The sequence below is a fragment of the Rhodanobacteraceae bacterium genome, assembly GCA_016713135.1.
In the GTDB taxonomy this organism is placed as follows: domain Bacteria; phylum Pseudomonadota; class Gammaproteobacteria; order Xanthomonadales; family SZUA-5; genus JADKFD01.
In genome coordinates this window covers 261,877-281,066 of record JADJPR010000002.1, presented here as the reverse complement: position 1 = coordinate 281,066, position 19,190 = coordinate 261,877, and the positions used below count along the sequence as shown (strand labels likewise).

The window sequence follows — 19,190 nt, the reverse complement described above, 5'->3', positions numbered from 1 at the left end:
GTCCAATCGTCGCAATCCGCCAGGCGTCATGTGTGTCGTCAACTCACGCAGACGCATCTCGCGCTATGGTCGCTGCCATGCAAGACACCGTTTTCCGATTGCCCAGGATGCTCCATCGCGCAGCGCGCGCGCTTGCGCTGCTGCTGTGCCTGCACCTCGCCGGCTGCGCCACGCTGTGGGGCGGCGGGAACCAGGAACGGGCGCCGGTCGCGGCCGGCGAGAAGCGCGACCGCAGCCAGCAGCGCGTGCGCATCTTCATCACCGGGGTCAAGGGCGACATGCGCACCGCGGTCTCCGGCGCGCTGGAGCTCAAGGGCCTGATGTCGCGCCAGGACGCCAGCGACGCGCTGGTGCGCCGGGTCCACGCGCGCGCGGCGAAACAGATGGCCAAGGCGCTGCAGCCATTCGGCTATTACCACGCCAAGGTCGACAGCACGCTGGAACTGGAGGGCAAGACCTGGATCGCGCGGTTCAAGATCGACCCCGGCGAACCGACGCTGGTCGCGAGCGCCGACGTCTCGGTCGCCGGTCCGGGCGGCGAGGACAAGACGGTGAAGCGGGCCGTTGCGGCCTTCGCGCCGGCGCCTGAAACCATCCTCGACCACGCGGTCTACGAGGCGAGCAAGGCGAAGATCGGCGACGCGCTGGCTGAGCGCGGCTACCTCGATGCCAATCTGGTGGAAAAGCGCGTCGGCGTGCGCCTGGCGGAGCACAGCGCCCGCATCCGCCTGAAGTTCGAGTCCGGCCCGCGCTTCCGTTTCGCGCAGACGCGCTTCGAGGGTGCGCAATTCCCGGATCACCTGCTGAAAGGTTATCTGCCCTACAAGGTTGGCCAGGATTACCGCCAGGACCGGCTGGTCGAGCTGCAGCAGCGCCTGCTCGACAGCGATTATTTCGGCGAGGTGGAGATCGAGACCGACCAGGCACATGCGCATGACCAGCAGGTGCCGATCGTGGTGCGCCTGCGCCCGGCCAAGCGCACGGTCTACACCGGCGGCGTGTCCTTCGGCACCGACAGCGGCGCCGGCGTGCAGGGCGGCGCCAACCGGCGCTGGCTCAATGATCGCGGTCACAAGGCCAGCGTGCGCGCCGAAATCAGCCAGCGCCTGAACACCCTAGGCGGGCAGTATGTGATCCCGTTGCCCGGCGCGGATCGCGAATCCTGGGTCGCTTCGCTGTCCTATCGCGACGAGACCACCGACACCTCCACGCAGAAGGTGTCCAACCTGTTCCTGGCGCGCCAGCTGGAGCACGAGCACGGCTCCTTCGCCTGGGGCCTGGCGGCGCAGAGTGGCGATTTCGAAGTCGGCGAGCTGCCCGGCAGCAGCACCCTGGTGTACCCCGAGGCCCGCTGGTTCCGCCGGCTGACCGACGACTTCCTCGCGCCGCGCCAGGGTTGGTCGCTGTCGGCGGAGGCGCGCGCGACGCCCGGCGGCGGCGACGCGGCATTCGCCCAGTTCAAGGCCGAGGCCAAGCTGCTCATGCCGCACGGCGACAACCGCTGGCTGGCGCGCCTGACACTGGGCGCGCTGTGGACCGACGATTTCGATGCGATGCCGCCGCAGCTGCGCTTCTTCGCCGGCGGCGACCGCAGCCTGCGGGGTTTCGGCTACCAGACCCTCGGCCCGCCCAATGCGCTCGGCAATGTCGGCGGTGGCAAGTACCTGGCGGTGGGCTCGTTCGAGTACGAGAAGCATCTGTTCGGCGAATTCGGTGTGGCCGGTTTCGTCGACGCCGGCAATGCGTTCAGCGCGGGTGATTTCGAGATTGCCGCCGGCGTGGGCGTGGGTCTGCGCTGGCGCTCGCCGGTGGGCCTGGTGCGGGTCGACCTGGCGCAGCCGGTGGCGGGCGAGGGCGACGGCCTGCGCCTGCACCTGACCATCGGGCCCGAGCTGTGAGGCGGCTCGCGCGCTGGCTGGGCTGGTCGCTGCTGGGGATCTTCCTCCTGCTGCTGGCCACCGCCGTCTGGTTGTTCCGCAGCGAATCGGGCCTCGCCTTCCTGCTTGATCGCGGCCTTGGCGCGGCAGGCGGCAGCATCGAGTACGCCGCGCTGCGCGGCTCGCTGGCGGGTGGATTCGAGATCGACACGCCGCGGCTGGAACTGCCCGGCGTGCGTATCAGCGCGGTGCAACTGGCGATGCAGGTCAAGACCTCGCGGCTGCTCCGCGGCGAGGTGCACATTGCGTCGCTGCGACTGGCCGGCGCGCGCTACACCTTGCTGCCGGGCGAGGACGAGCCCACGCAGCCACCGGCCCGGCCGGGCGTGATTGAACTGCCGGTCGCATTGGTGCTGCGCAACCTCGAGCTGGTGGCCAATGAAATCGACCTCGGCGGCGATCAGCCGCTGGTGTTCTCGCTGGCCGCTACCGAGATCGCCCTGCGCGACGGGAGTATTTCCATCGATGGCCTTGCGCTGCGCCAGGGCGAGTTTGCTGTGCGGGCGCGGGCGGCGGTCGACACCCAGCGCGACTGGGCCGGCGAGTTCGCCAGCGAGGGCGAGTGGACCCTGCCGGCAGTGCTGCATCGCGCGCAGTTGCGCATGGCCGGCGACCTGGACGCGCTGGCGATCGAGCTGGCGCTGGACGGCGGCGGCGAGCTGCGCGTGGCTGCGGATCTCAGCCAGCCGCTCGGTGCCCTCGGTGTCCGCGGCACGCTCGGCGCCAGCGATATCGATCTCGCGAGCTTCGGCGTCGATGCGCCGGTGCGCATGCTCGACCTGGAACTCGCGGTGGACTGGATGGGAGGAAAACTCGGCGTGTCCGGCCCGGTGACCGTCGATGGCCGGCGCATCGATCTGACGCTGCAAGGACTCGAGTTCCTCGAAAACCGCGTCCGCATCGGTGCCCTGGCAGTGGCCTCGCCCGAGATAGGCCGGCTCTCACTGACGGGCGAGTGGCCCACCGATCCGTCCGCCGCAGCCGGTGCCATCGAAGGCAAGCTGGAGAAGCTGTGGGCGGGTGACTGGCGCGAGGCGCCGCCGGAACTGGCGCCGCGCATCAGCGCCGGTCTCCGGCTCGGCGGCCACAGCGCGGCCTGGCAACTGGCCCTGGACGGTACCTGGACGCGCGGCGAACAGAGCGGCCCGCTGCGGCTGGCGCTGTCCGGCACGCCCGCGCGGATCGAAGTGGCGCCCTCGCAGATCGGGTTGGCGCAGAGCCTGCTGGACCTCAGTGGCACGGTCACCCTGGGCGCAGCCACCGGGCTTGGTTTCGACCTCAAGGCCAGCGATGTCGACCCCGCGCTGCTGCTCGCCGACTGGCCCGGCACGCTCGCTGGCCAGATGCGCCTGGATGCCACGCTCGGCGCGCGCGCGGACTGGGCGCTGGCGATCGCAGACCTGTCGGGCGAGTTGCGCGCCGCACCGATCGCGCTGGCGGGCAAGCTGGAAGGTCGCGATGCGCAGCCGCTCGCCGGGCGCATCGAACTGCGCTGGGGCGCCGGCAGCGCAAGCCTGGAAGTGCCCGAGGCCGATGCGCTCTCGCTGGCGCTGAAGGACTTCGACCTGGCACGCCTCGGGCCCTGGCAGGGGCGCGTCAGCGGACGGATCGACACGCGCATGGACGCCGATCCGGTCGCCGCGACCCGCGCGCTGCTGCAGATCGACGATCTGGCCATCGATGGCATCGCGGCATCGCAAATCCGCATCGGCAAGCAGGCCGGCTGGTCGCTGGACGTTGCCAGCGACGACCTTGCGCTCGACGGCAGCCACTTCAAGCCGTTGCGCCTGACCGTGAGTGGCGACGAAGCCGCGCATCGGATCGAACTCAGCACGCGCGAGGCCCGCGGGCGGGTCGAGCTGGCGCTCGCCGGTAGCCGCCAGCTGGATGCCTGGAGCGGCACCCTGGAGCGGCTGGAGCTGACGCCGGCACGCGGCGCGCCGTGGACGCTGGAAGATACCGCGGCGCTATCGATCGGGCCGGCGCAGCAATCCCTCGGCCAGGCCTGCCTGACGGCCGCGACCGCGCGCGCCTGCCTCAGCGGCCGTCGCGACGAGACCCAGAGCGTCGTGTCGATTGCCCTCGATGGTTTGCCGCTCAAGGAGTTGCAGGCCTGGGCCGAGCCCGGCGACTGGCGCGTCGATGGCCAGCTGTCCGGCGGTGGCGAACTGACGCTGGATCCGGATGGCAAACCCGGCGGCGCGCTGCGTTTCGACATCGATGACGGCCAACTGCGCGGCACCGAGGGCTTGGACACGCCGCTGGCCTTCAATGGCCAGCTCGGCTTCGACGGCGCCAGCGCCGCGCTGGATGCCGCCATCGAACTGCCCGGCCATGGCCGCATCGACGCCCGGGCAAGCGGATTCGACCAGCCGGACGGCGAGTTCAGCGCGAAACTCGCGATCACCGACCTCAGTTTCGTCGACGGGCTGTCGGCGGAAGTGCAGGGCATGCGCGGCGGCCTGTCGGGCGAGGTCAGCGCACCGCTGTCGGATCCCACCCGGGTCCGCGGTCTGCTGGAAGGCAAGGAACTGGCCTTCGAGCTGCCGGCGCTGGGCCTGAAGGCGACTGAGAGTACCCTCGGCGTGCTGCTGGAAGGCGACGGGCTGGTGCGCGTCGACGGCGCCTTCGCGATCGCCCCGGGCCATGTGCGCATCGACGGGCTGGTGGGCCTGGGCGACAGCGACGTCTCGGAGGTGCGCATCCGCGCCGACAACGCCGGTTTCGTCGACCTGCCGGCGGTGCGCCTGGCCGGCGATGCGAATTTCCTGGTCAAGCGCGGGGCCGAGGGTTTCGCCATCGACGGCGGCATCCTGTTGCGCCAGGGCAAGATCGACCTCGACCGCTTCCAGCCCGCCTTCCCGGCGTCCGAGGACGTGGTCATCGAGGACGCGCCGCCACCACCACCGCCGCTTCCCATCAGCGCCGAGGTATCAGTCGCGCTGATCCAGGCGGTGGACCTGCGCGGCTATGGCATCGAGGCCACGCTCAACGGCGGTGTGCACCTGATCCAGCGCCCCGGCAAGCTGCCGCGCGCGACCGGCGAGATGCTGATCGGCGGCATCTATAACGCCTACGGGCAGAAGCTCGACATCGAGCGCGGCCGGCTCGGCTTCGGCGGCGGGCGCGCCGACAACCCCAGCCTCGACATCCTCGCGGTCAAGCGCGTGGACCGCCAGCGCGTCGGCGTGCAGGTGCGCGGCAACGCGCGCCGTCCGGCAATCCGGCTGTATTCGGACCCGGCACTGGACCAGTCGGAAACCCTGTCCTACCTGGTGCTCGGACGGCCGCTCGCCACCGCCAGCGGGGCCGACAGCGAGCAACTCGGCGAATACGCCAGTGCGCTCGAGACCGCTGGCGGCAGCCTGGTTGCCGGCAGCATCGGCAAGAAGCTCGGGCTCGCCGCCGGCGTCGAGAGCTTCGGCTCGGCGATCGGCTCGGCGCTGGTGGTGGGCAAATACCTCTCGCCGCGATTCTTCATCGGCTACGGCACCAGCCTGCTCGACGCCACCCAGCTGGTGATCCTGCGCTACCGCCTGACCGAACATATCGAGTTGGAAGGCATCAGCGGCGCCGAGCAGAGGGCCTCGGCGAGCTGGCGCACGGAGCGCTGACGGCTGCGTGGCGGAGCGGTTCAACGCGCAGACGCCAAGGACGCAGAGGAGCGCAGAGAAAAGCAGAGGGCTCGTCAGTTCATCGCAGGTGAATCGCTGCGGTCACCCGTGCCGAGGGCGGTGACAAGTCGCAGATCCATCACGGACTCCCGCCTGCGGCCGCCGCAGTCAGCTCGGCCGATGCGTCCTCGCAGGCGAGGAACTGCGAATGCCGCAGCCAGGCCTCGTCAGGATAGTAAGCGAACAGCAACTGCCCCTGCTTGAGGGTGTCGATAAGCTCGTGGGCGATCTCGCGGCGCACCGCCGGGCAGCCGAAGCTGCGCCCGAGGCGGCCCTGGCGCAGCGCCTGCTCCGGGTTCACATAGGGTGCGCCGTGCATGACGATGGCGCGTGGCCGCGCGCGGTCGTTGATCCCGGGTTCCAGACCGTCCATGCGCAGCGAATAGCCGTTGCCGCCCTGGTAGGTCTCGGCGGTGCGGAACAGGCCCAGGCTGGACTGGTGGCTGCCCTCGACATTCGAGAAGCGCTGCGCGAGGTTGTCGCCACTGCCGCGACCGTGGGCGACGTGCTCCGAGTAGAGCAGGCGCGCAGGCTCGAGCTCGAACACCCACAGGCGGCGCTCGGTCGACGGTCGCGAGTAATCGATCACCGCAAGGCGGTCGTCCGCCTCCGCCTCGCCGTGCGCCAGCGCGCACTGGCGCGCGCGGAGCGCGAGCTTGATCACAGCCGGATCGGCCTCGGGCGCCAGCCGCGCGAGCTTGTCGCCCAGGTCACCGGCTGCGGCGGCGCCGGCCAGCAGCAGCGCCGGCAGGGCGAAGAACGACATCAGGAAAGTGCGCATGGCCGCAACATAGCCGGCGAACGCGGCCGGCGCAGCCCTCAGCCGTCGCCTTCTTCAGCTGCGTCCAACACCGTTACCTTGCTGCCGGGGTCGACCGGCTCGTCGGTGACGATCACCGTGGCGCCGGGCTCCAGCCAGTCGTGGATCGCGGTCAGGAACGGTGGCGGCAGGCGAAAGGCGCTGACCGCCGCCGCGTCGAAGGGGCGGTGCCCCGGCGGCGCGTGCGCCGGCAGCGCCAGCTCCATCCACTGGTGCTGGCGTCGGCCTGGAACCACCGCGCTGGGCTGGCCGGCATCGCCGTCCAGCATCACCCAGGCATGCAGCCCGAAGCGTACGCCAGGCTCGATGTCGATCCGCGCCCGGGCGATCTCGCTGCCGCCGCGCAGCACCACTACGGCGGCATCGGCGCTGCTGATCAGCACCGATATCGGGCCGCTGGTGGCCAGCCCGGGGCTCAGGTGGTAGCGCTGCGGCGGGCTGTAACGGCGCGGCCGCGGCGCAGCGCCGGCGGCCTCTGTCGGCGCCAGGATGCCGCTGCCTTCCAGGTTGGGCACCGGCGTCGCACCCTCGGCGACGATCACGGTCATGCCGCGCTCGGTCACCGCGAAGAGTTTCTCGGCGAAGGCCTCGGGCAGGCGTACGCAGCCATGCGAGGCCGGACGCCCGGTGACATGGCCGCCGTGCAGCGCCACGCCGTCCCAGGTCAGCCGCTGCATGTAGGGCATCGGCGCGTCGTCGTAGAGGTTGGAGTAGTGCTCGCGACGCTTCTGCAGGATCGCGTACACGCCCGGCGGCGTCTCGTAGCCGCGCCGGCCGCTGCTGATCGTGGTGACGCCGATGCGGATCCCGTTGCGATAGACGCGGGCGCGCTGCTCCGGCAGGCTGACCACGATCACCAGTGGGCCGCCGGGTGCCAGCTCGGGCGTCCACCAGTACTCGCCGGCCTTGAGGCCATCGTCTGGCGTGGCAGCAGGCAGGACCTGCGGCAGGCACACCAGCATCCACGACGAGATCAGGGCGCGCAGCACATGTCGGCGCGTGGGTGAGACCAGCGGTTTGGACGGCACAGCATTCCCGGATCGACCTGCAGCGCCACCAGTTTCGCGACCGGAGCCCGCGGGCGCAAGCCGGGCTACTCGCGCTGGCCCACCTGGCCGAGCACGTAGCGCCAGCCGTCCGCGGTGCGCACGTAGACATCGCTGAACCACAACTTGCGATCGAAGGCCTGGCCCTCGCGGGTGCCCTTGACCCACAGTTTCGCTGTCACCACGGCGGTGTCGCCCCACACGCGGACCTGCTGCTCCAGTTCGTCCTGCTGCTCATAACTGACGCTCGCACTGCGCGCCTCGGCCAGCAGGGCCGCACGGTCGTGCACCGCGCCGTTGCCGGCGACCAACACGAAGTCGTCGGCAAGGATGCGCGCCATGGTCGCGGCATCGTTGTGCTTGACCGCGCTCTGGTACTCGCGGTCCAGCGCAGCGACGGTTTCGGCGTCATCGACCGGCGCCGCCTGGAGCGCAGTGGAGGCGAACAGCGCATTGGCCAGCAGCAGGGCAGGGGTCTTCATCGGCAGGGACTCGTTTGGGGTGCCGCGCAGTGTGTACGCGCGACCATGGCCGGCCGAGAGCCAGTTCGCCCTTTCCCCGGGGAGCCAATCAGGGCAGTGCTGCCGCCTGCTCGTCTGCGTAGATCACGATGCGATCGCGACCGGCACCCTTCGCCAGGTACAGGGCCGCATCCGCGGCGGCATACGCCCGCTGCGGGCTGCATTCGGAAAGGTGCGCGGCTCGGCACAGGCCGCCGCTGACGCTGACGCCGATGCGCTGCCCGCAGGCTTCGACGCACACGTCGTGCACGCAGCGCCGCAAGCGTTCGGCGGCTTCGATCGCCGGCTGCTGCGGACCGTCGGCGAGCAGCACCATGAACTCCTCGCCGCCGACGCGGCTGAGTTCCGCGCCATCGGGCAGCGCCTGCTGCAGCGCGCGAGCGACCGCGACCAGCACCTGATCGCCTATCGGGTGGCCGTGGCGGTCGTTGATCGCCTTGAAGTGATCGACATCGAACAGCAGCACCGCCGGGCATGCGCGACGTTGGCCGCCAGGCGCCAGCCATTCCTGTAGCCGCGCCATGCCGTGTGCGCGGTTGTGCACGCCGGTCAGCCCGTCGGTGATGCTGCTCTGGTACAGCCGCTCGCTCTGCTCGGTCAGTTGCCGGTTGGCCGCCGCCAGCTGTTCCGCCTGGGCCACGACCAACTGGTTCTGCTGGCTCAGCAGGCGGTACAGGCGGCGCGCCGTGACATGCCGCCAGCCCAGCAGCAGCAATGCCAGGGCGATCCCGCCTGCCACAAGGTAGATCAGCTGCAGCTCGCGCCGCTCGGCCTGCAAGGTCAGTTCGGCGACTGCCTTCTCCTGCTCCAGGTGCTCGTTGCGCAGGCGCTCTTCGCTGAGCTCGAAGCGGCTCAGCAGCTCCCCCAGGCGGCCGGTCGCGTTGCTGCCGAGCAGCTCGTCGCGCAGGCGGAAGCGCTCGCGCCCTGCGCGCGCCGCCGAGAGCGGGTCGCCAAGCGCGGTGTGCACCTCTTCCAGCGCGGCATGCACCTTGACCAATCGATGACGATTTCCGAGCGACTCGTAGCGCTGGCGCGCATCCTCCAGGCGCTCGAGTGCCAGCGTGGGCTTGCCCTGCAGCAGCGCGAGTTCACCGCTGCGGAAGATCAGGTGCGCGCTCATGGCCCGATGATCGGCGGCCCTGGCCAGGCCCAGGCCTTCGGCGTACGCGGCCTGCGCGTCATCCAGATGAAGCAGATTCATGTGCGCGCGACCCACCTGCAGCAGCGCGGAGGCGATCTGCACCTGGTCGCCGCCGCGGCGCACCAGGATCAGTGCGCGCTCGGCCATCGACAGGGCCTGCGCGGCGTGTTCGTCGCCAAAGTCGTTCAGGTAGCCGGCAAACGCCGTGAGCACGATGGCGACATTCGCGTCGTCGCCCTCACGCGCGGCCTCATCGAGTGCGTCGGCGTAGCGGCGCCGAGCGTCCTCGTGCAGCTCAAGCTGCTCGTACAGTACCGCGAGATTGAGCAGCGAGCGCCAGACGTTGGGCGGTGGATCGATTCGCCGGCGCATCGCCAGCGCCTTCTGTTCGTCGGTCAGCGCCGCCAGGTAGTCGCCGGCCTGGCGATTTCCGCGGGCCAGTCGCGAATAGGTGTCCGCCGCCTGCGACCAGGCGCTCAGGGATTCGAACAGGGCCGCAGCCTCGCGCAGCCGACGCTCGCCGAGATCGGCCTCGCCGCGGTTGCCGAGCAGGATGCCCAAGTGCAGCGCCGCGTCGGCGCGATGGTCGTCCAGACCGGTACGCGCCGCCAGGGCGTGCCGCGCGGTCTCGACCTCGAGCGCTTCATCGCGCTGGTTGTCGCGCATGGTCTGCTCGGACCAGCCGGCGAGCGCCTGGGCCTCGGCCTCCGGGTCCTGGCAGGCCCGGTGTGCCGCGATCGCCGTCTCCCAAGCAGCGCGCCGGCTCGCTTGCGGACTGGACTGCGCTGCCGCCACCAGTTGCGCGCGCTCAGCCGCCGGTGGACAGCCCGCCGCTGCCGGCGCCATCGCGCTGGCCCAGATCAGCATCGCATGCAGGCATCGCACTGCAGTTCGCTCGCTCATCGCGGACCGCCCCCGTTCGATCCCGCGCAAGATACTCCGGATCAGCGCGCCGCGAGGGGCATGGTCTCGGCGAGGAAGTCGATGAAGGCGCGCACCGCGGGCAGCAGGCCGCGGCGATGCGGGAACACCACATGGAAAATCCCCTGCGGCAGCGACCAGCCGGGCAACACCGGCAGCAGTTCGCCGCGTGCCAGCGCCGCACGCACCGTGGATTCCGGCAGCAGCGCGATGCCAAGGCCCGCGAGCGCCGATTGCAGCAGGACCGGGAAGCTGTGGCAGCAAAGCCGCGGCTGCAGTTCCACGCGTGACTCGCTGCCATCGGCGCCGCGCAGTTCCCAGGCATGCCGTTCGCGTTCGGCGTCGAAGGCCAGGATCTGGTGCATGGCCAGGTCTGCGGGTTTTTCGGGTGCGCCGGTGGCGGCGAGGTAGGCGGGACTCGCCACCAGCAGTTCGCACAACTCGGCGAAGCTGCGCATCACCACGCCATCTTCGCCGCTCGGCGTGGTGCGCACGCGCAGCGCGGCGTCGAAGCCTTCGCCGAGCAGGTCCACGCGGCGATTGCTGACTACCAGGTCGACCCGTACCTTGGGGTGCTGCGCGAGGAAGCGCGGCAACACCGGCGCCAGCATGGTCTCGGCGACCGCCACCGGGCAGGCCACCCGGATGCGCCCGCGCGGCTCGCTGCGGGCGCTTTCGACCACCTCCAGCGCGGCTTCGGCCTCGGCCAGCATGGCCTCGCAGTGGCGGAACAACTGTTGGCCGGTATCGGTGACCACGAAGCGGCGCGTCGAGCGCTGAAGCAGGCGCACGCCGAACTGCTCCTCGAGCGCGTTGACATGCCGCGACAGGCGCGACTTCGGCACACCCAGGGCGCGCCCGGCCGCGGCAAACCCTCCGTGGCGCACCACCATGGCGTAGTAGTAGAGGTCGTCGAGGCGGTTGGGGGGCATGCGGGGCGGGCCTGAGGCGAGCTGGGCGCGGCGGTGAAAGGTCAAACGTGAAACGTCAACCAGGGCCGTACGCCATTGACGTTTCACGTTTCACGTTTGACCCTACCACCAATTGAATCCAAAAACAGGACAAAGTGTCCGAATATCGCCTGATTATCATCCAGAAGGTCCATCCATAGCATCTATCCCATGCGCAATCCGCGCAAACCGACAAGGGAGATGCCATGAACATCCTGCATATCGACAGCAGCATCCTGGGCGAGAACAGCGCCAGCCGCGGCCTGACGCAGGCGATCGTCGACCAGTTGCGGGCACAGCACCCGGGCGCCAGCCTGACCCGCATGGACCTGGACGCCGAGCCGCTGCCGCATTTGTCGTCGCGCTCGCTGGCGGGCGCCGATGCGACCGAGTCCGCGCGTGCCCAGCGCGCGCTGGAGGCCCTGTCCGCGGCCGATGTCGTGGTCATCGGCGCGCCGATGTACAACTTTTCGGTGCCGTCGACCCTGAAGGCCTGGATCGACCGCGTCGCAGTGGCCGGCAAGACCTTCCGCTACACCAGTACTGGCCCCGAGGGCCTGCTCAAGGGCAAGCGCGCGATTCTTGCGATCACCCAGGGCGGCGTGCACGAATTCGGTGGTGCGAGCGAACACCAGGAGTCCTACCTGCGCTTCGTGCTCGGCTTCCTCGGGATCGTCGAGGTCGAGGTGGTGCGCGCGCAGGGACTCGCGATGTCCGCAGAACATCGTTCACAGGCGCTTGCCAGCGCGCGCGCCAGCCTGTCCCATATCACCCAGCTCGCGGCCTGAGGCCGCAGCGCAACCGGAGATCGACATGAGCACCCGCAAGATCGCCCGCGTGGTCCGCGGCATGCCCACCTCGGACGGAGCCGGCGTGCGCCTGACGCGCGTCATCGGCTCGCCGCAGCTGATGGACCTCGACCCCTTCCTGATGCTGGACGAGTTCGGCACCGACCGGCCGGAGGACTACATCGCCGGCTTCCCGGATCACCCGCACCGCGGCTTCGAGACCGTCACCTACATGCTCGACGGGCGCATGCGCCATCGCGACAACCACGGCAACTCCGGCCTGCTGGTGCCCGGAGCGGTGCAGTGGATGAGCGCTGGGCGTGGCCTGGTGCACTCGGAGATGCCGGAGCAGCAGGAAGGCCGGATGCGCGGTTTCCAGCTGTGGATCAACCTGCCGGCACGGCTGAAGATGAGCGAGCCGCGCTACCAGGAGTTCCCGCCGGAGCAGATCCCGAGCGTCGCGCCCGCGCCGGGAGTGGTCGCCAAGGTGATCGCCGGCGAAGTGGGCGGCGTGCGCGGTCCGGTGGAGCAGGCCGCCACCGACCCGGTCTACGTCGATCTGCACCTGCAGGCGGGCGCGAGCTTCGCCCAGCCGCTGCCGGAGCACCACAGTGCCTTCTTGTACGTCTACGAAGGCGCGCTGGCGGTCGACGGCGTGATGCCGGTTCTGGCCCAGCAACTGGCAGTGCTTGGACCTGGCGACTCCGTGGTCGTGCAGGCGACGGCCGAGGGCACTACCCGCGCGATCCTCGTCGCAGGACGCCCGCTGCGCGAGCCGGTCGCCCGTTACGGCCCCTTCGTCATGAACACCCGCGAGGAACTGGTCCAGGCGGTTGAAGACCTGCGCGCCGGGCGCTTCTGACCACCGGGCGGGAGGCCGCGGGCGCGCCCGGCGGCCTCTGCCTCGGGCAATCGGGCATGCGCGGCCGGGAGTGCGCATGGCCGGTCCGCTCACCCCTGGTTTGCGGGCCTACGCGGTGATCGCATTTCACCGCGACGCCGCCCACGGGTATCTTCGGCCTTCATTCCCCTCCCGGCTTCGCGCAGTGACCATCCAGATTCCCGCAGACCACGAACTTCAGGCCGCCGGTGTGGAAATCGGCAAGCTCCTGCTGGCGCGGCGAATGAAGCTGGCGGCGGCGGAGTCGTGCACTGGCGGCTGGCTGTCGAAGGTGGTGACCGAGATCGCCGGCTGCTCCGACTGGTTCGACTGCAGTTTCGTCGCCTACAGCTACGAGGCCAAGGAGTCGATGCTGGGTGTATCGCGGGTGACGCTGGAGAAATACGGCGCGGTGAGCCAGGAAACCGTCGTGGAAATGGTTCGCGGCGCGCTCTCGCGCAGCCGGGCGAATGTCGCGGTGGCGCTGACCGGCATCGCCGGGCCGAGTGGCGGCACGCCGGGCAAGCCGGTTGGCACCGTCTGGCTGGCCTGGGGACGCGGCCACCATCCGCCGGTCACCCAGATGGTCCACCTGCAAGGTGATCGCGACGCCGTGCGCCGGCAGACTGTCGCCGTGGCCTTCGGCGGCTTGCAGAAAATTCTGACAGCGCCACACGAAGCCTTCTGACAGGGCGTTGTCAGGGCCCTGTGGCATCATCGATCCATCCGGCGGTCAGTCTCAATCCCTGAGACGCAGGATCGGGATAACGCCGGCCCACACCCTAACGAAAGGAACTGGATCATGGACGACAACAAGCGCCGTGCGCTGTCGGCTGCGCTTTCGCAGATCGAGAAGCAGTTCGGCAAGGGCACCGTCATGCGCATGGGCGATCGCACGTCGGATGCGATCGAGGCGGTTTCCACCGGTTCGCTCGGGCTGGATATTGCGCTCGGCATCGGCGGCCTGCCGCGCGGTCGTGTGATCGAAATCTACGGTCCGGAATCCTCCGGCAAGACCACGCTGACGCTGCAGGTCGTGGCCGCCGCCCAGCGCGCGGGCGGTACCGCCGCATTCGTCGACGCCGAGCACGCCCTCGATCCCACCTACGCCGAGAAGCTCGGCGTCAACGTCGACGACCTGCTGGTCTCGCAGCCGGACACCGGCGAGCAGGCCCTGGAAATCACCGACATGCTGGTGCGCAGCAATGCCATCGACGTGGTCGTGGTCGACTCGGTCGCGGCGCTGGTGCCGAAGGCCGAGATCGAAGGCGAGATGGGCGATTCGCACGTCGGCCTGCAGGCGCGCCTGATGAGCCAGGCGCTGCGCAAGCTGACCGGCAACATCAAGCGCTCCAATTGCCTGGTGATCTTCATCAACCAGATCCGCATGAAGATCGGCGTGATGTTCGGCAATCCCGAGACCACCACCGGTGGCAATGCGCTGAAGTTCTACGCCTCGGTGCGCCTGGACATCCGCCGTACCGGCAGCGTCAAGCGCGGCGAGGAAGTGATCGGCTCCGAGACCCGGGTCAAGGTGGTCAAGAACAAGATGGCGCCGCCCTTCCGCCAGGCTGAGTTCGAGATCCTCTATGGCGAGGGCATCTCGCGCGAGGGCGAGATCATCGAGCTTGGTGTCGCCAACAACTTCATCGAGAAATCCGGCGCCTGGTACAGCTACAAGGGCGAGCGCATCGGCCAGGGCAAGGACAACGTGCGCCTGTTCCTGAAGGAGCACAAGGACATGGCCCAGGAAATCGAGACCCGCATCCGCGAAAAGCTGCTCGACCTCAAGTTGCCTGCGGTCGCCGCGGCGGATGAAGCCTGACAGCGACAAGCCGCGCCGCAGCGCACAGGCTGCGGCGCTGGCACTGCTCGCCGGGCGCGAGCACTCGCGCCTGCAACTGGCGCGCAAGCTGGCGCAGCGCGAGTACTCCGAAGACGAGATCGCCGCCGCGCTGGATGCGCTCGCTGCCGACGGCTATCTCAGCGACCAGCGCGCGACCACCGCAAAGGTGGCCGCCGGCTTGCGCCGCGGCCACGGCCCCGGCCGCATCCGCAACGATCTGCGCGAGGCCGGGCTCAGGACCGACCAGCCGATCACCGGCGACGACGGCGGCGACATCGACTGGGTAGCCCAGGCCCGTGCCCTCGCCACACGCAAGTTCGGCGACGACCCCCCCGCCGACTACACCGAATGGGCCCGCCGCGCACGCTTCCTGCAGGCGCGCGGCTTCGACAGCGCGACCATCCGCAAGGCGCTGGGGTGAAGCCGGTGTTGGTGTTGGTTGATGGTGTTGGTGAGAGTCCCGGTCGCCCCTGGCCGGTGCGCTTGTTCGCGCATCGAACCGTGACTCTCGCAAGATCGCGGACTGTGTTTTTGGACGCAAAGGACGCAAAGGACGCAAAGGAAATCAAACTCGATACAGCGCTGGGGTATCCCCGGCACTTGCTGTCTTTGCGTCCTTTGCGTCCCTTTGCGTCCTTTGCGTTCTCAATCACAGGGTCGTCATTTCGCACGGGCTGAAAATGTATGAAATTCAACACCTTGGCGCATGTTCGGTGAGAGTCCCCGTCGCCCCTGGCGGTGCGCTTATTCGCGCATCGAACTTCTTCGCGACCCGCGCCACTTTTCTTGTCCGCAAAGGACGCAAAGAACGCAAAGGAAGCGAAAGCGGTTTCCGCTCTTCTTTGCGTCCTTCGCGTCCTTTGCGGACAAAATGCTCTTCAGATCAATGAGTTATCGGATGTTCGGTGAGAGCAACGTGTCGCGGATTGCGGCCTTTCGCTCTGACCAACACCAACAACCAACACCAACACCCGCTCTGCCCCGAGTGACGCCTCACCGTGTAAACGGTTAGATTGATGGGCTCGCTCCGCGCGATCCAATTCAGGTGCATCCGATGCAAACCACCAACGAAATCCGCCAGGCCTTCATCGACTATTTCGTCGGCAAGGGGCACCGGCATGTGGCGTCCAGTTCGCTGGTCCCCGGCGGCGACGGCACGCTGCTGTTCACCAACTCGGGCATGGTGCAGTTCAAGGACACCTTCCTCGGGGCGGAAAAGCGCGACTACACGCGCGCTGCTTCGGCGCAGCGCTGCGTGCGCGCCGGCGGCAAGCATAACGACCTGGATGCGGTCGGCTACACCGCGCGGCATCACACCTTCTTCGAGATGCTGGGCAACTTCAGCTTCGGCGACTATTTCAAGCGTGACGCGATCCACTACGCGTGGGAACTGCTGACCGGCGTCTACCAGCTGCCGAAAGACAAGCTCTGGGTCACGGTCTACCAGACCGACGACGAGGCCTTTGACATCTGGGCCAGGGAAGTCGGCGTGCCGCCCGAGCGCATCGTGCGCATCGGCGACAACAAGGGCGCCCCGTTTGCCTCCGACAACTTCTGGCAGATGGCCGACACCGGCCCCTGCGGCCCGTGCTCCGAGATCTTCTACGACCACGGCGAAGGCATCGAAGGCGGCCCGCCGGGTTCGCCCGAGGCCGATGGCGACCGCTACATCGAGATCTGGAACCTGGTGTTCATGCAGTTCGACCGCTCGGTGCTCGGCAGCGCCGAGTACGCTGACGAGAGCGCCGCACGCGCTGCCTACGAGGCCGCACTGGCCGCCGGCAAGGTGGTCCAGCCGCCGACCGCCACCCGCACGCCGGCGGGCGAACTCAAGTACACCCTGACCGAATACCGCATGGCTCCGCTGCCCAGCCCCTGCGTGGATACCGGCATGGGCCTGGAGCGCCTGACCGCGGTGCTGCAGCACGTCCATTCCAACTACGAGATCGATCTGTTCCAGGCGCTGATCCGCGCCTGCGCGGCGCTGACCGGTACGGCCGACCTGGCCAATCCCTCGCTGCGGGTGATCGCCGATCACATCCGCGCCTGCAGCTTCCTGATCGTCGACGGCGTGCTGCCGAGCAACGAAGGCCGCGGCTACGTGCTGCGCCGGATCATCCGTCGCGCCCTGCGCCACGGCTGGAAGCTCGGCGTGCGCCAGGCCTTCTTCCACCGCATGGTCGCGCCGCTGGTCGAGCAGATGGGCCAGGCGTACCCGGAACTCGCGGCCAAGGCCAAGCTGGTCGACCAGGTGCTGGCGGCCGAGGAAGAGCGCTTCGCCGAGACCCTGGACAGCGGCATGAAGGTGTTCGAGCAGATCGCGGCGAAAGCCAGCGGCACGGTCGCCGGCGCCGATGCCTTCCGGCTGTACGACACCTATGGTTTCCCGGTCGACCTGACCGCGGATGTCGCCCGCGAGCGCGGGCTGAGCGTCGACATGGATGCCTTCGAAGAGGCAATGGCCGCGCAACGCGAGCGCGCGCGCAGCGCCAGCAACTTCGGCGGCGGCGTCCAGGTGACCGCCGAGCACGTCGAGGGCCTCGCGCCGACGGTGTTCACCGGCTACGAATCAGGCGAGTGCAGCGATGCCCGCGTCCTGCGCCTGCTGGTCGACGGCAAGCTGGCGCAGCAGATCGTCGGTGGCGACCGCGCCGTGGTCGTCCTCGACCGCACGCCGTTCTACGCCGAGAGCGGTGGTCAGGTCGGCGACCAGGGCCAGCTCGGGCGGCAAACGCCGCGTTTACGGTCGACGACACGGTCAAGCTCGCCGGTGTGTTCCACGGACACCTCGGCCAGTTGCGCGAGGGTGTGCTCAAGGTCGGCGACACGGTACGTGCGCAGATCGACAACGAGCGCCGCCGCGCGATCGTGCTGAACCACTCGGCCACCCACTTGCTGCACGCCGCGCTGCGCGAGGAACTCGGTACCCATGTGCAGCAGAAGGGCTCGCTGGTGGCGCCGGACCGGCTGCGCTTCGACTTCTCGCATTTCCAGCCGATCACTGCAGACCAGTTGCAGCGTATCGAGCTGCGCGTGAACCAACAGATCCGCGTCAACGCGCCGGCCGAAGTGCATCACATGGGCATGCAGCAGGCGCTCGACTTCGGCGCCATGGCGCTGTTCGGCGAGAAGTACGGCGACCATGTGCGCGTGCTGAAGATGGGCGACTTCTCCACCGAGCTGTGCGGCGGCACGCATGTCGAGCGCGCCGGCGACATCGGTTTGTTCAAGATCGTCAGCGAAGGCGGCATCTCCGCGGGCGTGCGTCGCATCGAGGCGATCACCGGCGCCGCCGCGGTCGCCTGGGTGCAGGAGCAGGAAGGCCAGTTGCGCGAACTGGCGGGCCTGCTCGGCGCTGGCGACCAGGTGATCGCCAAGGTGCAGCAGTTGCTGGACTGCATCAAGCGCGACGAGCGGGAGCTGGCGGCGCTGAAATCGAAGGCCGCCAGCGCCTCGGTGGACGACATGCTTGCGCGCGCCAGCGACGTCGGCGGCGTCAAGGTCCTGGCCGAGCGGATCGAAGGCGTCGATGCCAAGGTGCTGCGCGAGATGCTCGACAAGATCAAGCAGAAGCTGGTCGATGCCGTGGTCGTGCTCGCATCGGCGCAGGATGGCAAGGCGACCTTGATCGCCGGCGTCAGCGGCGCGGCGCTCGGCCGGATCAAGGCGGGCGACGTGCTCGGCCACGTCGCCGCTGCGGCAGGCGGCAAGGGCGGCGGTCGCCCGGACATGGCCCAGGGCGGCTGTCCGGATGTGCCGGCCCTGCAGGCGGCCCTGGCCGGGCTGAAGGAGTTCGTCGCCGCACGTGCATGAGGATCCGACAGAAGGATTGCTCTTCGTCGGTGGACTGCGCTACCATTCTCGTTTCGCGCGCCGACGGATGCAGGCGGCGAATGACATGGACAGTTGCGGGTGCGAGGTTCTGCACTCACGATATCCCGGCCCAGGCCGGGATGGCGGCAGGAGGAATGGATGCTCATCTTGACGCGTCGCGTTGGCGAGGCCCTGATGATTGGAGATCAGGTCTCGGTCACCGTGCTTGGCGTGAAAGGCAATCAGGTGCGCATTGGTATCAGCGCGCCGAAGGACGTCGCAGTACACCGCGAGGAGATTTACCAGAGGATTCGCAAGGAAGACGGCAGCGAGGGCGAGGGCCCTGAAGCCGGTTCCTGACAGTCACGGAGAGATGCCCGAGAGGCCGAAGGGGCTCCCCTGCTAAGGGAGTATGGGTGCAAAAACATCCATCGAGGGTTCGAATCCCTCTCTCTCCGCCAGATTCGACGAAGGCCGCCGCGAGGCGGCCTTCTTCGTTTCTGGCGGAGAGAGAGGGCCGAGAACCCGAGCGGGTTCGACTCGAAAGGCAGGATGCCGGGAGAGCGCGAGCACCGCGCGCAGCGCGGAGCGCAGCCCCGAAGGGGTGCCGGCCATGGATGGCCGGCACAATCGCGGACAGGAGTCCAAAGAACGCGAGCACCGCGCGCAGCGCGGAGCGCAGCCCCGAAGGGGTGCCGGCCATGGATGGCCGGCACAATCCCGTCCCGCCAGAAATGCCGGACAGCCCGCCGCAAGGCGGCCTTCTTCAATTCTGGCGGGTCAAGCGAGCGGGTTCGATTCGTGCGAGGGTCCGTAGCGGAGCTTGCTCCGCTGAAAATATCGCGACACCCTC

15 protein-coding genes and 1 tRNA gene are annotated in these 19,190 nt (G+C 68.9%); 11 read left to right on the top strand and 5 right to left on the bottom strand.

Features of this window, described 5'->3' with window-relative positions:
• The first annotated feature begins 107 nt into the window (after nt 1-107).
• Together IPK27_03510 and IPK27_03505 are read left to right on the top strand one after the other, a co-directional pair.
• Nucleotides 108-1,898, top strand: coding sequence for an outer membrane protein assembly factor (locus IPK27_03510; protein ID MBK8066707.1), 1,791 nt, complete (start codon nt 108-110; stop codon nt 1,896-1,898).
• Nucleotides 1,895-5,551, top strand: a complete 3,657-nt coding sequence (locus tag IPK27_03505) for a translocation/assembly module TamB domain-containing protein (GenBank protein MBK8066706.1) — start codon at nt 1,895-1,897, stop codon at nt 5,549-5,551. The genes IPK27_03510 and IPK27_03505 overlap by 4 nt, the downstream gene beginning before the upstream one ends.
• A 139-nt stretch (nt 5,552-5,690) precedes the next feature.
• Here the strand turns inward: IPK27_03505 and IPK27_03500 are convergent, their stop codons facing one another.
• The 5 genes from IPK27_03500 to IPK27_03480 form a co-directional block, all read right to left on the bottom strand.
• Complete coding sequence (locus IPK27_03500; GenBank protein MBK8066705.1) at nt 5,691-6,392, bottom strand: murein L,D-transpeptidase catalytic domain family protein; 702 nt, start codon at nt 6,390-6,392, stop codon at nt 5,691-5,693.
• Between the two features lie 38 nt (nt 6,393-6,430).
• Complete coding sequence (locus IPK27_03495; GenBank protein ID MBK8066704.1) at nt 6,431-7,459, bottom strand: L,D-transpeptidase family protein; 1,029 nt, start codon at nt 7,457-7,459, stop codon at nt 6,431-6,433.
• 65 nt (nt 7,460-7,524) lie between these two features.
• A complete protein-coding gene (locus IPK27_03490; protein ID MBK8066703.1) occupies nt 7,525-7,959 on the bottom strand; it encodes a nuclear transport factor 2 family protein in 435 nt (144 codons plus the stop codon).
• A gap of 88 nt (nt 7,960-8,047) precedes the next feature.
• A complete protein-coding gene (locus tag IPK27_03485; protein ID MBK8066702.1) occupies nt 8,048-10,042 on the bottom strand; it encodes a diguanylate cyclase in 1,995 nt (664 codons plus the stop codon).
• 41 nt (nt 10,043-10,083) lie between these two features.
• Nucleotides 10,084-10,992 carry a LysR family transcriptional regulator gene (locus IPK27_03480; GenBank protein MBK8066701.1) on the bottom strand — a complete coding sequence of 303 codons (909 nt, stop codon included), beginning with the start codon at nt 10,990-10,992 and terminating at the stop codon, nt 10,084-10,086.
• Between the two features lie 224 nt (nt 10,993-11,216).
• Here IPK27_03480 and IPK27_03475 point away from each other — a divergent pair, with 224 nt between their 5' ends.
• From IPK27_03475 to IPK27_03435, 9 genes are all read left to right on the top strand, one after another.
• Nucleotides 11,217-11,798, top strand: a complete 582-nt coding sequence (locus IPK27_03475) for an NAD(P)H-dependent oxidoreductase (GenBank protein MBK8066700.1) — start codon at nt 11,217-11,219, stop codon at nt 11,796-11,798.
• 25 nt (nt 11,799-11,823) lie between these two features.
• Nucleotides 11,824-12,660, top strand: coding sequence for a pirin family protein (locus IPK27_03470; GenBank protein MBK8066699.1), 837 nt, complete (start codon nt 11,824-11,826; stop codon nt 12,658-12,660).
• Nucleotides 12,661-12,736: 76 nt separating this feature from the next.
• Nucleotides 12,737-13,366, top strand: a complete 630-nt coding sequence (locus IPK27_03465) for a CinA family protein (protein ID MBK8066698.1) — start codon at nt 12,737-12,739, stop codon at nt 13,364-13,366.
• Between the two features lie 114 nt (nt 13,367-13,480).
• On the top strand, nt 13,481-14,503 hold the full coding sequence (gene recA, locus IPK27_03460) for a recombinase RecA (GenBank protein ID MBK8066697.1): 1,023 nt from the start codon (nt 13,481-13,483) through the stop codon (nt 14,501-14,503).
• The gene (locus IPK27_03455) at nt 14,493-14,945 is read left to right on the top strand and encodes a regulatory protein RecX (GenBank protein ID MBK8066696.1); all 453 of its coding nucleotides are present in this window, start codon (nt 14,493-14,495) and stop codon (nt 14,943-14,945) included. Before recA ends, IPK27_03455 begins: the two co-directional genes overlap by 11 nt.
• A 633-nt stretch (nt 14,946-15,578) precedes the next feature.
• Complete coding sequence (alaS, locus tag IPK27_03450) at nt 15,579-17,399, top strand: alanine--tRNA ligase (protein ID MBK8066695.1); 1,821 nt, start codon at nt 15,579-15,581, stop codon at nt 17,397-17,399.
• Complete coding sequence (locus tag IPK27_03445) at nt 17,297-18,337, top strand: hypothetical protein (protein ID MBK8066694.1); 1,041 nt, start codon at nt 17,297-17,299, stop codon at nt 18,335-18,337. Before alaS ends, IPK27_03445 begins: the two co-directional genes overlap by 103 nt.
• Nucleotides 18,338-18,496: 159 nt before the next feature.
• Entirely contained in the window at nt 18,497-18,697 is a 201-nt protein-coding gene (csrA, locus tag IPK27_03440; GenBank protein MBK8066693.1) for a carbon storage regulator CsrA, read from the top strand.
• A 7-nt stretch (nt 18,698-18,704) separates the two neighbouring features.
• Nucleotides 18,705-18,798 (top strand) — tRNA-Ser (locus tag IPK27_03435).
• Nucleotides 18,799-19,190: the final 392 nt, after the last annotated feature.